Raw genomic sequence first — 14,272 nt, forward strand, 5'->3', positions numbered from 1 at the left:
CAGCGTGAAAACCGCCTCTATACTCCATCCATTCGCCTGCGTTGATTGACGCACGGGCCAGATGAATCCGAGACGGGGCATGCTATGGAGTGGCTTGGTTTGCAGTTTGTTGCCGAGCTGCCGGCGAGCGGGCAGATTCTCCTCGATTGCAGCCACAACCCTTTGTTGGTGATGGTGGCCTACCTGGTCGCCTGCGCGGCGAGTTTCGCCACCCTGGACATGGCAGAGCGCCTGGTGCATGCCGAAGATCCGGGGTCGCGGCGAATCTGGCGCTGGATCGGCGCGACCTGCCTGGCCGGCGGCATCTGGGCCATGCACTTCATCGGCATGCTGGCCTTCCAGACCCCCATCGATATTCAGTACGACCTCGGCATCACCCTCTTGTCGTTACTGATCGCTCTGCTCGCCTCGTGGCTGGCCATGCACACTCTCAGTGAGGTGCAGCCGAGCGCGCTGCATTGCCTGAAGACCGCGTGTGTCATCGGTTTGGGCATCGCTGGCATGCATTACGTCGGCATGGCCGCGATGAAGTCGAGCGCCACCGCCTACTATCAGCCAGGGCTGTTCGCGCTGTCGGTGCTGATTGCCATCGGCGCCAGCTTCACCGCGCTGTGGGTGGCGCGCTATCTCAGCGAAGGCAGCGGGGTCGCGCATCAATTGCTCAAGTACAGCGCGGCGCTGATTCTCGGCGCCGGCATCATCAGCATGCACTTCACCGGCATGGCTGCGCTGGATCTGGTGCTTCCCGAAGGTGCCCTGGCAGCGAGCGGCAGTGAAACCGGGCATTTGCAACTTGGCCTGACCGTGGCGCTGATCATCCTGTTGATCCTCGGCAGTGCGATCAGCGCCGCCCTCGCCGACAAGAAGCTGCAGAACAAGGAAAACGACCTGCGCCGGGTCAACGCCTTGCTCAGCCAACTCGATCAGGCGCGCATGTCCCTGCAGCAAGCGGCCAATTACGACGCACTGACCAATCTGATCAACCGCCGTGGTTTCAACCAGATGTTCGCCGAAAAACTCAGCCAGAAAACCAGCGAGGGCGGCATGCTCGCGGTGATGTTTCTCGACATCGACCACTTCAAGCGCATCAACGATAGCCTCGGCCATGATGCCGGTGACGCGCTGCTCAAAGTCATCGCCCAACACATCAAGAGCTCAGTGCGCAGCCATGAAGACGTGGTCGCGCGTTTTGGCGGCGACGAGTTCTGCATCCTCATCAGCCTGCGTGACCGCGAAGAGGCGCGCGGTATGGCGCAGCGCATCATGCACAAGATGAAAGAGCCGATCGAACTGGCCGGCCGGCGCATGGTGATGACCACCAGCATCGGCATCAGCCTGTTCCCAGAAGACGGCACCACTTGCGAAGAGCTGCTCAAACACGCCGACCTGGCCTTGTACCAATCCAAAGGCGCCGGGCGCAACGGTCTGCACTTCTTCAATTCCAGCCTGAAGACCCGCGCCAGTTTCGAGCTGCAACTGGAAGAAGAACTGCGCAGTGCGCTACGGCAAGACAACGCGCTGATGCTCTACTACCAGCCGATCTTCGAAGTGAAAACCGGACGCGTGACCAAGCTCGAGGCGCTGATTCGCTGGCAGCATCCGGTTCACGGTTTGCTCACACCGGATCGCTTCATAGGTATCGCCGAGAACAACGGTTTGATCGCCGAACTGGACAATTGGGTGCTGCGCCGCGCCTGCAAGGATCTTGGCGAGCTGTCGCGGCATGGTTGTGCCGAATTGAAAATCGCCTGGAACTGCTCGCCGCTGAATCTGGCGCGCGAAGAGCTGGCCGAGGAGATCGAGCACGCCTTGCACACGGCGGGCGTTGCCCCGGAACGCCTGGAACTGGAGGTCACCGAAAACGCCTTGATGGGCAATATCGCCGACACTCTGGTGCTGCTGCGGCAAATCCGCGCCCTCGGTGTGTCGCTGTCGATCGATGATTTCGGCACCGGCTATTCGTCGCTGGCCTACCTCAAGCGCCTGCCGCTGAACACCCTGAAAATCGACCGCTCGTTCATCCTCGACATTCCCACCGCTACGGCGGACATGGAGATCGTGCAGGCGATCATCGTCATGGCCCACACCCTGCATCTGCAGGTGGTCACCGAGGGCGTCGAGAGCCTGGAGCAATACGAGTTTCTCGAGCGTTCGGGCTGCGACTTCATTCAGGGTTATCTGCTCAGCCGCCCTGTGCCGCTGGACGAATTACGCGCGGTGCTCGATGAAATCAACCAGCGCAAACCCGTGCTCGGGGTCAATCCGTTGAGTCTGGCGCGCGATACATTTGCACCAGCGTCGCTGGATCCTTCGCTAAAAAGCCTTGCGCCCCATGCAGGCGCATCAACTGTGCGGCCAATCCGCTGATTGGCGTCGCCGAGCCCTGCTCGCGGGAAAATTTCACTGCTGTGTCGAGATCCTTGAGCAGCGTGCGCACGTGCCACTTGACCGGTTCGAAACGGCTTTCGGCCATTTGCGGGGCAAGGATCTGCAACGGCTTCGAATCAGCAAAGCCACCGGCCAGCGCCTCGGCGATCAGACTGGCATCGACCCCGGCCTGCTCGGCCAACGCCACCACTTCGGCAATCACCAGCGCATTGCACGCGACGATCATCTGGTTGCAGGCCTTGGTCACCTGGCCGGCGCCAACGCCGCCCATGTGCGTGACGCGCTGACCGAGGTTGAGCAGCACCGGGCGCACGCGCTCAAGATCTGCCGCTGCACCACCGACCATGATTGCCAGACTGCCGGCCTCGGCGCCCACCACGCCGCCGGACACTGGTGAATCGAGCCAGCCCATGGCGGTTTTCTCGGCCAGCGCTGCGGCCATCTCGCGAGTCGCGGTCGGTTCAAGACTGGAGAAATCCACCAATAGCTGGCCGTTTTTCGCACCTTCGGCAACACCGCCAGTGCCAAACACCACTTCACGCACCACGGCGGTATCGGCCAGGCACAGCATAACGATGTCGGCGTGTGCGCACAGTTCGGCGGGGCTCGATACCTGGCGGGCGCCGGTCGCAACCAGCGGTGCGCACTTGTCCGGGTTGCGGTTCCACACCGTCAACGGGTAACCCGCCGCCAGCAGACGCCGGCACATGGGCAGGCCCATCAGGCCGATTCCGGCAAACCCCAACGAAGGTAGCGTTGACATCATTTCGCCTCTTTTCGATTAAAGATCACCGAATCATGGCCGATTCATCAACGATCAGGAAAGGATTCCGCCCGGCGATCAGACCAGCCAGCACTACGACGCCCGGGCCGTATTCGCGCACACAAGACGCGAGATCTTATTCCGTGAGGTTCGCCGGCACTGTTCGGCGGGCCAACCCAGTCCAGGTAAATGGCGCACCATGACCTCTAAAAACAACCCCGCCAGTGCAACAGCCGATCTGACCCTGAGCCCCGCCGCGAACAGCGCGTCATTATCCAGACCGACGCAGCCTTCGCGTCCGCTGTCGACCCAGCAATACCTGTACTTCACCGAAACCAACACTGACCGCATCCTCGATAACCTCGACGGCCTGCGCGATTCGGTATTCCCGCGCCCGGCGCATCAGGAAGGCGACAACGAGCAGCACAACGACCAGGAATTTCCCTCGGTGTGCCTGATCGGCCTCGGTCGCTGCGGCTCCAACATCGCCCTCGACGTGGCGGAGCTGGTGTACAACGCGCGCAAGTTCTACCTCAACGAATTCAACAACGAAGACCGCCCGAGCGACCGACGCCTGGCCGACAAGGGCTACAGCCCAGCGCAGTGGATCAAGAACAATCTGCGCATCGGCACCAGCAAATCGACCAAACCGGTGTTTCTGGTCGAACCGCTGGTGATGCTTGGCGACCTCGACAAGGACATCGCCGGGCGCATCCGTTTCTCGCGCAAGGGCGAGAAAAGCGGCTTCCTGCGCGACTACAGCAAAATGAAGATCATGGACTTGTCCGAAGTCCACGCCGGTGGCGCCGGTAACGCGCCGATCCTCGGCCAGTATCTGGCGAAGATCATCCTCAACAAGGACACCCAGCGCTTCTCCAGCCCCGACTGGAAAATGATCCACTCGTACCTGATCGACAGCTGCGGAATCAAGGCCAACCAGTCGCGCCTGTATTTCTCGATCTTCAGTGCCGGCGGCGGTACCGGTTCGGGCATGGCCTCGGAGTTCGGTCTGGCGCAGCAGCACTCGTACATGAACAAGACCTTCGACACCAAGCCGATGGACGAGCATGACGGCAAGAGCGGTCATTCGTTTGTCTTCGAGCCGATCTTCACCAGCGGCATCTGCGTGCTGCCGAACATTTCCGACCACCGCAGCGAAATGTCCGAGGCGCTGCATATCAACGCCGGGCGCCTGCTCTGCAAGTACCTGTCGGAGGAATGGGATTTCTCCTACAACTTCGCCAACGAAGACAGCAGCGAAGCCAGCGTGATGGGGCGTATCCGCCCGTGGAACGCGATGATGCTGATCTCCAACGACATCATGCGTTACGCCGAAGAAAGCGATGACGGCAATATCCAGAACATTGATGTCAATGCCATGGAGAAGCACGCCAACCAGTACATCTCGCAACAGATCTTCAACATTCTGACGGCGCAGGCAGTCACCACCGACTACGACCAGAACTACTTCCGCCGCGCCGGCATCGACATCGGCGAAACCATCCGCCTGGATGCCAACGACCTGTTCATGAGTCTGGCCGGGCCTGTGGCGATTGCCTACGCCGAATCGGTAGTGCCGGAAACCCCGCCGCCGAGCAGCGACAAGTTCAAGGTCTTCGATAAAGAGCCACAGCGCCTGAACATCGACGACCTGTTCTTCCGTTCGATCGACCTGCCGCACTTCAACAAGGTCACTCAGGCCATCGAAGGCATCAGCCTGCTGCCGATCGAATCCAAGCGTTATCGCGCTTCGCTTGAGCAGTACAAGAATTCCGGCTACGACGCCGCCGCGCTGCACGATTTGCACTTCTTCAAGAATTGCTCGTCGGTGGTCTCGATCGTCTCGCTGCCGAAAGACTACAAACTGTCGTACATGGATCTGAACCGGTTGAAGACCCACCTCAACAGCCTGTTCCCCAACACCACGCTCAAGCGCTATGCGCTGGTGATCGGCGCTTCGGCCAACCTGTCGCTGACCACCCTGATCGCCAAGAGCCCGTGCCTGTCGGACGACTTCCTCACACTGATCGTGGCATTCATCAAGCGCTGCTTTGCGAAGAATCCGTACCGTTTCGACGAGACGCTGGATAACTCGATTCTCGACTTCATCATTCAGGAAGACTTCGACGAGGAGCGGATCGACGACCTGCTCAACGAATTCGAAAACCCGGCGAAGATCCTCGATACCAACTGGTACGCGATCAAACCGATGTACGAAAAGAAATACCGTGAGTTGATCAACGACAAGGACAAGTTCGTCTCGATCAATGACATTCGCCTGTCACGCGATTGCGTGAAGAAGTCGATCAAGTACCTGCGCGAGATCTACCGCCACCGGATTGGCAAGACCAAGGTGATTTCGCTGAATAACCATACCGGCAAGACGTTCTCGGTCTGATCCAGCACCGAGTTGCCCCATTCGCGAGCAGGCTCGCTCCCACAGGGAAATGCATTCCAGTGTGGGAGCGAGCCTGCTCGCGAAGGCGCCCTCGACTTCACCGACAAATTCCCGCTTTGCGAACATCCAGAAACAATTAAGCAACCCTCAGGCCGCTCAATAAACTGTTCCCGTTACGTTTACGTCACCGTGAGGCGTGGCATTTCTCCACGGCAAGGTGCCATCACGCTACTCCGCTACACACTTGCGGTGCGGCAATCGAGGCACCAAAAGGGTGCAGGCAATTAAACGGCCGCCCTTTCCTGGATCAGAATCCACGGCGAAACCACCACGGCCCACAGCTGCGGATCACGTTCGAAAATATCCAGCGCCCGCGTTTCAGACAGCTTGGCGACCTTGTCGTCGGCCAGCCAGGCCGCGACTTTCTCGCCTTCATCCGAGGCCACGGCCTCGGCGGCGGCGATCAAATCCAGGTCAGGGTCGACCCACAATAGGGCACCCTTGGCGAAGAACGGCTCCAGCTCTTTCCAGGTAATAGATGCCGTTTCACCAAGCAGCTTGGCATAGAGGGTGCTAGGTTCTTGATTCATGGGAGCTGTCCGGAAAAGAAATCGACGCGAATGATAACGTCGGTGGTCCGGCAGAAAAACCCGGTTGCAAATCGCTGCACCGAACGAAAAGAGCAGGAACGCCAGGGAATGCTGCCTTTTGGGATATATGCCCCCGATTGCTCCGCCGCAATTCTGTCTCTTTCATTCAAAAATGCGACACCCCCAAGTTTTGCCCCGTGGCGCCCGCTTCCCAGTTGATCAAGCGGCGCTCTACACTGTACCGGTACAGTTGCCGGGGCATTTTCCGGAGGGTATCGCAAAGATATCTGACCCGGTTCTGCTGCTACGGCGCCAGAACTCTAAAAAATACAACAGTAAGAGTGGAGCACTATGACTAAGGCTACTAAGCAGATTTCCAAACTGTTTGCCGCTATGGTTCTGGCCGGGGTTGCCAGCCATTCGTTCGCAGCTGACACCATCAAAATCGGTATCGCCGGTCCTAAAACCGGTCCAGTAGCCCAGTACGGCGACATGCAGTTCAGTGGCGCGAAGATGGCCATCGAGCAGATCAACGCCAAGGGCGGCGTCGACGGCAAGAAACTCGAAGCCGTTGAATACGACGATGCCTGCGATCCGAAACAAGCGGTAGCGGTAGCGAACAAGGTCGTCAACGACGGCGTCAAGTTCGTGGTCGGTCACCTGTGCTCCAGCTCCACTCAGCCCGCTTCGGACATCTACGAAGACGAAGGCGTGATCATGATCACCCCGGCTGCCACCAGCCCGGACATCACCGCCCGTGGCTACAAAATGATCTTCCGCACCATCGGTCTCGACAGCGCCCAAGGCCCTGCCGCCGGCAACTACATCGCCGATCACGTGAAACCGAAAGTGGTTGGCGTGCTGCACGACAAACAGCAGTACGGTGAAGGCATTGCCACCGCGGTGAAATCGACCCTCGAGAAGAAAGGCACCAAGGTTGCCGTCTTCGAAGGCGTCAACGCCGGCGACAAAGACTTCTCCGCCATCATCGCCAAGCTCAAGCAAGCCGGCGTCGACTTCGTCTACTACGGCGGCTACCACCCGGAGCTGGGTCTGATCCTGCGTCAGGCTCAGGAAAAAGGCCTGAAAGCCCGCTTCATGGGTCCGGAAGGCGTGGGTAACGACTCGATCACCCAGATCGCCAAGGACGCGTCCGAAGGCCTGCTGGTGACCCTGCCGAAATCCTTCGACCAGGATCCGGCCAACGTTGCCCTGGCTGACGCGTTCAAGGCCAAGAAGGAAGATCCGAGCGGTCCGTTCGTGTTCCCGTCCTACTCGGCAGTGACCGTGATTGCCGAAGGCATCAAGGCGGCCAAGTCCGAAGACGCGACCAAAGTGGCTGAAGCCATCCACGCCGGTTCGTTCAAGACCCCGACCGGCGACCTGAGCTTCGACGACAAGGGCGACCTGAAGGACTTCAAATTTGTCGTGTACGAGTGGCACAACGGCAAACCTAAAACCGAAGTTTCGCCTCAGTAAGGCCTTGCCCGACTGACTGCCAATAAAGCCCACGGCGTGCCGTGGGCTTTGTTTTGCGAATGTATGGGCCGCGCTGGCGTGATCCGCCAGTCTGCCCACCTGAAAATCTCAAAACCGTCATCAGCGGTTCGCTGGCAAAACCCGGATTCGAAGTGGATAGAGATCCACGGGGCCGGGCGGGAAAATGACTCCACCAGTGAAATGCGTACAGGTTTTTAGGAGCGCTGTAATGCCTGACCTCTATCACTTCTTCCAACAGCTGGTTAACGGCCTCAACGTTGGCAGCATGTATGCCCTGATCGCCATCGGCTACACGATGGTCTACGGCATCATTGGAATGATCAACTTCGCCCACGGCGAGGTGTACATGATCGGTTCCTACGTGGCCTTCATCGCCATCGCCGGGCTGACCATGATGGGACTCGACAGTGTCCCGCTGTTGATGACCGCGGCGTTCATCGCCAGCATCGTCGTCACCAGTTCCTACGGTTACAGCATCGAACGGATCGCCTACCGCCCCCTGCGCGGCAGCAACCGTCTGATCCCGCTGATTTCTGCCATCGGTATGTCGATCTTCCTGCAGAACACCGTTCTGCTGGCGCAAGACTCCAAGGACAAAGCTATCCCCAACCTGATCCCGGGCAACTTCGCCTTCGGTCCGGGTGGCGCACAAGAAGTGCTGATTTCCTACATGCAGATCGTGGTGTTCGTGGTGACCCTGATCGCCATGCTCGGCCTGACCCTGTTCATCTCCCGTTCCCGTCTGGGCCGCGCCTGCCGCGCCTGTGCCGAGGACATCAAGATGGCCAACCTGCTCGGCATCAACACCAACAACATCATCGCCCTGACCTTCGTCATCGGTGCTGCGCTGGCCGCCGTTGCCGCGGTGCTGCTGAGCATGCAATACGGCGTGATCAACCCCAACGCCGGTTTCCTCGTCGGCCTCAAGGCCTTCACCGCTGCGGTACTGGGCGGCATCGGCAGCATCCCCGGGGCAATGCTCGGCGGCTTGGTGCTCGGTGTAGCGGAAGCGTTCGGTGCCGATATCTTCGGCGACCAGTACAAGGACGTCGTTGCGTTCGGCCTGCTGGTTCTGGTGCTGTTGTTCCGTCCGACCGGCATTCTGGGCCGTCCGGAGGTTGAGAAAGTATGACTAGGAATCTTAAACAGGCACTGTTCAGTGCCTTGCTGGTGTGGGCGGTGGCCTACCCGGTACTGGGTCTGAAACTGACCATCGTCGGCATCAATCTGGAAGTGCACAACACCAGCCCTGCGGTACTCGCGACCATCGCGATCTGCTCGGTGCTGATGTTCCTGCGCGTGCTGTTCAACCAGCAGATCAGCAAGGCCTGGCGCTCCTCGCCGGGCATGCCGCTGATCCCGGCCAAGGCCAGCAACTTCCTGACCCTGCCAACCACCCAGCGCTATTTCATCATTGCGCTGATTCTGATCGCCCTGGTCTGGCCGTTCTTCGGCTCCCGTGGCGCGGTGGATATCGCAACGCTGATCCTGATCTACGTGATGCTCGGCCTGGGCCTGAACATCGTCGTCGGTCTGGCCGGTCTGCTTGACCTCGGTTACGTCGGTTTCTACGCCGTCGGCGCCTACAGCTACGCGCTGCTGTCGCATTACTACGGCTTGAGCTTCTGGATCTGCCTGCCGATTGCCGGCCTGATGGCGGCGACGTTCGGCTTCCTGCTGGGCTTCCCGGTGTTGCGTCTGCGCGGCGACTATCTGGCGATCGTGACCTTGGGTTTCGGCGAAATCATCCGTCTGTTCCTGCGTAACTTGACCGACATCACCGGTGGCCCGAACGGCATCAGCAACATCGAAAAACCGACGTTCTTCGGCCTGACCTTCGAGCGCAAAGCCGCCGAAGGCCTGCAGACGTTCCACGAGTATTTCGGCCTGCAATACAACTCGATCAACAAGGTGATCTTCCTTTACCTGGTTGCGCTGTTGCTCGCACTGGCCGCGCTGTTCGTGATCAACCGTCTGCTGCGCATGCCGATCGGCCGTGCGTGGGAAGCACTGCGTGAAGACGAAATCGCCTGCCGCGCGTTGGGCCTGAACCCGACCGTGATCAAGCTCTCCGCCTTCACCCTGGGCGCTGCGTTCGCCGGTTTCGCCGGCAGCTTCTTCGCTGCACGTCAGGGGCTGGTAACGCCGGAGTCGTTCACCTTCATCGAATCGGCGATCATCCTCGCCATCGTCGTGTTGGGTGGCATGGGCTCGCAACTGGGCGTGATTCTGGCGGCGATCGTGATGATCCTGTTGCCGGAAATGATGCGTGAGTTCAGCGAGTACCGCATGTTGATGTTCGGTGCGCTGATGGTGCTGATGATGATCTGGCGTCCACAAGGTCTGCTGCCGATGCAACGCCCACACATGGAGTTGCGCAAATGAGCCGCGAGATCCTTAAAGTCGAAAATCTGAGCATGCGCTTCGGCGGTTTGCTGGCGGTCAACGGCGTGGCGCTGACCGTCAAGGAAAAGCAGGTGGTTGCCCTGATCGGCCCGAACGGCGCCGGCAAGACCACCGTGTTCAACTGCCTGACCGGCTTCTATCAGCCTACCGGCGGCAGCATCCTGCTCGACGGCGAGCCGATCCAAGGCCTGCCGGGCCACAAGATCGCCCTCAAAGGCGTGGTGCGGACCTTCCAGAACGTGCGTTTGTTCAAGGACATGACTGCGGTCGAAAACCTGTTGATCGCCCAGCACCGTCATCTGAACACCAACTTCCTGTCCGGCCTGTTCAAGACCCCGGCGTTCCGCAAAAGCGAGCGCGAGGCGATGGAATTTGCCGAATACTGGCTGGAAAAGGTCAACCTCAAAGAGTTCGCCAACCGCACCGCCGGCACCCTCGCCTACGGCCAGCAACGGCGTCTGGAAATCGCCCGCTGCATGATGACCCGCCCACGGATCCTCATGCTCGACGAACCGGCCGCCGGCCTGAACCCGAAGGAAACCGAAGACCTCAAGGCGCTGATCGGTGTGTTGCGCGAAGAGCACAACGTCACCGTGCTGCTGATCGAACACGACATGAAACTGGTCATGAGCATTTCCGACCACATCGTCGTGATCAACCAGGGCACGCCGCTGGCCGACGGCACGCCGGAACAGATCCGCGACAATCCTGAAGTGATCAAAGCCTACCTGGGGGAAGCGTAAATGCTGCAGTTCGAAAACGTTTCCACCTTCTACGGCAAGATCCAGGCCCTGCACAGCGTCAACGTCGAAGTCCGTCAGGGCGAGATCGTGACGCTGATCGGCGCCAACGGTGCCGGCAAATCCACGCTGCTGATGACACTCTGCGGTTCGCCGCAGGCGCACAGCGGCAGCATCCGCTACATGGGTGAGGAATTGGTCGGCCAGGACTCGTCGCAGATCATGCGCAAGAGCATCGCCGTGGTCCCGGAAGGTCGTCGGGTGTTCGCCCGTCTGACCGTGGAAGAAAACCTGTCGATGGGCGGATTTTTCACCGACAAGGGCGACTATCAGGAACAGATGGACAAGGTCCTCGGACTTTTCCCACGCCTGAAAGAGCGTTTCAACCAGCGCGGGGGCACCATGTCCGGCGGCGAACAGCAAATGCTCGCCATCGGCCGTGCGCTGATGAGCAAGCCCAAGCTGCTGCTGCTCGACGAGCCGTCGCTGGGTCTGGCGCCGATCATCATCCAGCAGATCTTCGACATCATCGAACAGCTGCGCAAGGACGGTGTGACGGTGTTCCTGGTCGAGCAGAACGCCAACCAGGCGCTGAAAATCGCCGACCGCGCCTACGTGCTGGAGAACGGCCGCGTGGTCATGCAAGGCACCGGTGAAGCGCTGCTGACCGACCCGAAAGTGCGCGAGGCGTACCTCGGCGGTTGAGTGTTATCGCTGCACAAAAAAACGGCCTTCGGGCCGTTTTTTTATGCCCAAACGAAAAACACCGATCCTCTGTGGGAGCGAGCCTGCTCGCGAAAGCGATGTATCACGCACCAATAATGTTGAATGTCACACCGCCTTCGCGAGCAGGCTCGCTCCCACAGGGATACTGCTGTATCCGAAATTTTTTATAAATTTCTCGCCCCACCTGTAACGCATCCCCCACCCGTTCTCTAGAGGGACAAGCAAGCGCAAACCGCTTGCAGAAACCCTGATAAAAACTGGAGAAACATCATGACTGCGACTACCCGTACCCTGTCCGCCACCGCTCTGGTTCTGGCTCTCGGTTCCGCTCTGAGCATCGCCACTGTCTCCACCGCTCAGGCCGCTGATGCCAACATGGAAAAATGCTTCGGCGTGGCCATGAAGGGCAAGAACGATTGCGCCGCAGGTGCCGGGACTACCTGCGCCGGCACGGCGAAAATGGACTATCAGGCCAACGCCTGGAAGCTCGTTCCGAAAGGCACCTGCGCCACCACCGAAAGCAAAACCTCGCCGACCGGTTTCGGTCAGCTCGAAGCCTTCAAAGCCAAGTCCTGATCCACGGCCTGCCTGAGTGACGCCCATGTTCAGTCATCACGAACCGTCCCTGCCGCGCACTCAGGCAGCTCGCACCGAGCTCCCTGCCCGCGCCGGGCTGGGGCTCAAGACCGGGCACTTCCTTGATGTGCTCGGCTCCGTACCGGACCTCGGTTTCTTCGAGGTCCACGCCGAAAACTACATGGTGGCCGGCGGCCCGTTTCATCATTTTCTCGGTCTGATTCGCGAACAGTACCCGCTGTCACTGCATGGCGTTGGACTGTCGATCGGTGGCGAAGGCCCGCTGGACGGCCAGCACCTCAAACGCCTCGCCGAGCTGATCGAGCGCTATCAACCGCAAGCCTTTTCCGAACACCTGGCATGGTCGAGCCACGGCCCGGTGTTCCTCAATGACCTGCTGCCACTGGCTTACGACACGCCGACGCTGAACCGCGTCTGTGCGCACATCGACCAGGTGCAGAACACTCTGAAACGACCGATGCTGCTGGAGAACCCGGCGACCTATCTGGCGTTTGAGCATTCGACAATCGACGAGGCCGAGTTCATCGCCGAAGTAATCCGCCGCAGCGGCTGCGGCTTGTTGCTCGACGTCAACAATGTCTACGTGTCGTGCATCAATCATCAGCGCGATCCGTCGGCCTACCTTGATGCGTTACCGCTGCACGCAGTCGGCGAGATTCATCTGGCCGGCTTCGCTGAAGATTGCGACAACCTCGGCGATCGCTTGCTGATCGACGATCACGGCGCGCCGATTGATCCGGCCGTTTGGGATCTGTACCGGCAAGTGCTGCGCCGTATCGGCCCGGTGGCGACGTTGATCGAACGGGATAATCAGGTGCCGGCCTTCGCCGTTTTGCTCGCCGAAGCGCAGCAAGCCGAGACGCTGTTGCGCCGCGCGGAGCGTGCGGCATGAGCACGCAAGCGGACTTCGCCGCCGCCCTGCTCAATGCGCAACTGCCGTATCCCAAGGGCCTGTGCAGCCGTAATGGCGCCGATCCGTCGCGACGTTTTGCGGTGTATCGCAACAACGTGCAAAGCTCGCTGATCAATGCCCTGGCCGACAGTTATCCGGTGGTGCTGCAATTGGTCGGCGAGGAATTCTTCCGCGCCATGGCGGCGATTTTCGTCCAGAGTCAGCCGCCACACAGTCCGTTGATGAGCCGCTATGGCGAGAATTTCGCCGACTTCATCGCAGAGTTTGAACCCATCGCCGGCGTGCCTTATGTCGCTGATGTCGCGCGACTCGAGCATTTGCGCACTGTTGCCTACCACGCCGCCGATGCGCAGCCGATCCGGCCTGAACAAGTCAGTGCCGCGCTGGCCGATCCCCAGTCGCTGAGTGAACTGTGTTTCGAACTGCATCCCTCGCTGCACCTGCTCGACTCTGCTTTCGCGGTGGTGGCGATCTGGGCCGCGCATCAGCAGGAGCCAAGTCTCGCGGGCATTGGCCTCCATCAAGGCCAGCATGCCCTGGTGCTGCGCAACGGTCTCGACGTTGAGGTGTTTGCTCTTGAGGCGGGTGCGAGCGTGTTCATTGGTCATCTGCTCCAGGACTCGCCACTGCTCGCGGCGGCAGAAAACAGCCCGCCGTTCGATCTCGCCCAAACCCTCGCCTTACTGATTGCGCATAACGCGATTACCCGTCTGAATTACAAGGAGTTGCCATGAACGCCTTTATCCTGCGCGTCATCGCGCTGTTGGAAAAAATCCCGCACAGCCTGATTGCCCTCATCGCGCGTTTTTCCATCGCTGCGGTGTTCTGGAAATCCGGGCAAACCAAGGTCGAAGGACTGGCCGTCGATTTGATTGACGGCACTTTTGAACTGGGCTGGCCACGTTTGGCCGATTCGACGATTCCGCTGTTTCAGAGCGAGTACAACCTGCCGCTGCTGTCGCCGGAAATTGCCGCGCATCTGGCGGCGTTTGCCGAGCATGTGTTTCCGCTGCTGATCCTGCTCGGCTTCGCCACACGGTTTTCGGCGCTGGCATTGCTCGGCATGACCCTGACCATTCAACTGTTTGTCTACCCGGATGCCTACCCGACCCACGGCACTTGGGCGGCGGTGTTGCTGTACCTGATGGCGACCGGGCCGGGCAGGTTGTCGATCGATCACCTGATTGCCCGCCGTTTGGCAAAATAAGATCCCCCTGTGGGAGCGAGCCTGCTCGCGAAAGCGGTGTGTCA

At 59.9% G+C, this 14,272-nt stretch carries 13 protein-coding genes; 11 read left to right on the forward strand and 2 right to left on the reverse strand.

Annotation, left to right across the window (positions count from 1 at the left end; all coding sequences use genetic code 11):
* The first annotated feature begins 84 nt into the window (after nucleotides 1-84).
* Nucleotides 85-2,367, forward strand: coding sequence for a putative bifunctional diguanylate cyclase/phosphodiesterase (locus ACZZ0K_RS17685; protein ID WP_150636432.1), 2,283 nt, complete (start codon nucleotides 85-87; stop codon nucleotides 2,365-2,367).
* Here ACZZ0K_RS17685 and ACZZ0K_RS17690 read toward each other — a convergent pair.
* The gene (locus ACZZ0K_RS17690) at nucleotides 2,258-3,154 is read right to left on the reverse strand and encodes an NAD(P)-dependent oxidoreductase (RefSeq protein WP_177434203.1); all 897 of its coding nucleotides are present in this window, start codon (nucleotides 3,152-3,154) and stop codon (nucleotides 2,258-2,260) included. The genes ACZZ0K_RS17685 and ACZZ0K_RS17690 overlap by 110 nt on opposite strands.
* Before the next feature lie 196 nt (nucleotides 3,155-3,350).
* Between ACZZ0K_RS17690 and ACZZ0K_RS17695 the strand changes: the two genes are divergently transcribed.
* Nucleotides 3,351-5,549, forward strand: coding sequence for a hypothetical protein (locus ACZZ0K_RS17695; RefSeq protein ID WP_258707705.1), 2,199 nt, complete (start codon nucleotides 3,351-3,353; stop codon nucleotides 5,547-5,549).
* Nucleotides 5,550-5,833: 284 nt separating this feature from the next.
* Here the strand turns inward: ACZZ0K_RS17695 and ACZZ0K_RS17700 are convergent, their stop codons facing one another.
* Nucleotides 5,834-6,139, reverse strand: a complete 306-nt coding sequence (locus tag ACZZ0K_RS17700; protein WP_016771353.1) for a DUF2288 domain-containing protein — start codon at nucleotides 6,137-6,139, stop codon at nucleotides 5,834-5,836.
* A 351-nt stretch (nucleotides 6,140-6,490) separates the two neighbouring features.
* Between ACZZ0K_RS17700 and ACZZ0K_RS17705 the strand changes: the two genes are divergently transcribed.
* From ACZZ0K_RS17705 to ACZZ0K_RS17745, 9 genes are all read left to right on the forward strand, one after another.
* On the forward strand, nucleotides 6,491-7,618 hold the full coding sequence (locus tag ACZZ0K_RS17705) for a branched-chain amino acid ABC transporter substrate-binding protein (protein WP_016771354.1): 1,128 nt from the start codon (nucleotides 6,491-6,493) through the stop codon (nucleotides 7,616-7,618).
* Nucleotides 7,619-7,847: 229 nt separating this feature from the next.
* On the forward strand, nucleotides 7,848-8,771 hold the full coding sequence (gene livH, locus ACZZ0K_RS17710) for a high-affinity branched-chain amino acid ABC transporter permease LivH (protein WP_016771355.1): 924 nt from the start codon (nucleotides 7,848-7,850) through the stop codon (nucleotides 8,769-8,771).
* The gene (locus tag ACZZ0K_RS17715; RefSeq protein WP_016771356.1) at nucleotides 8,768-10,024 is read left to right on the forward strand and encodes a high-affinity branched-chain amino acid ABC transporter permease LivM; all 1,257 of its coding nucleotides are present in this window, start codon (nucleotides 8,768-8,770) and stop codon (nucleotides 10,022-10,024) included. Before livH ends, ACZZ0K_RS17715 begins: the two co-directional genes overlap by 4 nt.
* Nucleotides 10,021-10,788 carry a high-affinity branched-chain amino acid ABC transporter ATP-binding protein LivG gene (gene livG / locus ACZZ0K_RS17720; RefSeq protein WP_016771357.1) on the forward strand — a complete coding sequence of 256 codons (768 nt, stop codon included), beginning with the start codon at nucleotides 10,021-10,023 and terminating at the stop codon, nucleotides 10,786-10,788. The genes ACZZ0K_RS17715 and livG overlap by 4 nt, the downstream gene beginning before the upstream one ends.
* A complete protein-coding gene (locus ACZZ0K_RS17725) occupies nucleotides 10,789-11,490 on the forward strand; it encodes an ABC transporter ATP-binding protein (RefSeq protein WP_003222380.1) in 702 nt (233 codons plus the stop codon). It abuts the gene before it with no gap.
* A 291-nt stretch (nucleotides 11,491-11,781) separates the two neighbouring features.
* Nucleotides 11,782-12,087: a BufA1 family periplasmic bufferin-type metallophore gene (locus ACZZ0K_RS17730; protein WP_016771358.1), complete on the forward strand. Its 306-nt coding sequence runs from the start codon at nucleotides 11,782-11,784 to the stop codon at nucleotides 12,085-12,087.
* Between the two features lie 25 nt (nucleotides 12,088-12,112).
* Nucleotides 12,113-13,000 carry an MNIO family bufferin maturase gene (bufB, locus tag ACZZ0K_RS17735; RefSeq protein WP_258707704.1) on the forward strand — a complete coding sequence of 296 codons (888 nt, stop codon included), beginning with the start codon at nucleotides 12,113-12,115 and terminating at the stop codon, nucleotides 12,998-13,000.
* Nucleotides 12,997-13,755, forward strand: a complete 759-nt coding sequence (locus tag ACZZ0K_RS17740; protein WP_258707703.1) for an HvfC/BufC N-terminal domain-containing protein — start codon at nucleotides 12,997-12,999, stop codon at nucleotides 13,753-13,755. Before bufB ends, ACZZ0K_RS17740 begins: the two co-directional genes overlap by 4 nt.
* The gene (locus ACZZ0K_RS17745) at nucleotides 13,752-14,228 is read left to right on the forward strand and encodes a DoxX family protein (RefSeq protein ID WP_258707702.1); all 477 of its coding nucleotides are present in this window, start codon (nucleotides 13,752-13,754) and stop codon (nucleotides 14,226-14,228) included. The genes ACZZ0K_RS17740 and ACZZ0K_RS17745 overlap by 4 nt, the downstream gene beginning before the upstream one ends.
* Nucleotides 14,229-14,272 lie beyond the last annotated feature (44 nt).

The sequence above is a fragment of the Pseudomonas sp. AC255 genome (assembly GCF_979258175.1).

Bases quoted from the DNA above. Each gene is read 5' to 3' on its own strand.
- ACZZ0K_RS17685 (WP_150636432.1), top strand. From the start codon at position 85: ATGGAGTGGCTTGGTTTGCAGTTTGTTGCCGAGCTGCCGGCGAGCGGG.
- ACZZ0K_RS17690 (WP_177434203.1), bottom strand. From the start codon at position 3,154: ATGATGTCAACGCTACCTTCGTTGGGGTTTGCCGGAATCGGCCTGATG.
- ACZZ0K_RS17695 (WP_258707705.1), top strand. From the start codon at position 3,351: ATGACCTCTAAAAACAACCCCGCCAGTGCAACAGCCGATCTGACCCTG.
- ACZZ0K_RS17700 (WP_016771353.1), bottom strand. From the start codon at position 6,139: ATGAATCAAGAACCTAGCACCCTCTATGCCAAGCTGCTTGGTGAAACG.
- ACZZ0K_RS17705 (WP_016771354.1), top strand. From the start codon at position 6,491: ATGACTAAGGCTACTAAGCAGATTTCCAAACTGTTTGCCGCTATGGTT.
- livH (WP_016771355.1), top strand. From the start codon at position 7,848: ATGCCTGACCTCTATCACTTCTTCCAACAGCTGGTTAACGGCCTCAAC.
- ACZZ0K_RS17715 (WP_016771356.1), top strand. From the start codon at position 8,768: ATGACTAGGAATCTTAAACAGGCACTGTTCAGTGCCTTGCTGGTGTGG.
- livG (WP_016771357.1), top strand. From the start codon at position 10,021: ATGAGCCGCGAGATCCTTAAAGTCGAAAATCTGAGCATGCGCTTCGGC.
- ACZZ0K_RS17725 (WP_003222380.1), top strand. From the start codon at position 10,789: ATGCTGCAGTTCGAAAACGTTTCCACCTTCTACGGCAAGATCCAGGCC.
- ACZZ0K_RS17730 (WP_016771358.1), top strand. From the start codon at position 11,782: ATGACTGCGACTACCCGTACCCTGTCCGCCACCGCTCTGGTTCTGGCT.
- bufB (WP_258707704.1), top strand. From the start codon at position 12,113: ATGTTCAGTCATCACGAACCGTCCCTGCCGCGCACTCAGGCAGCTCGC.
- ACZZ0K_RS17740 (WP_258707703.1), top strand. From the start codon at position 12,997: ATGAGCACGCAAGCGGACTTCGCCGCCGCCCTGCTCAATGCGCAACTG.
- ACZZ0K_RS17745 (WP_258707702.1), top strand. From the start codon at position 13,752: ATGAACGCCTTTATCCTGCGCGTCATCGCGCTGTTGGAAAAAATCCCG.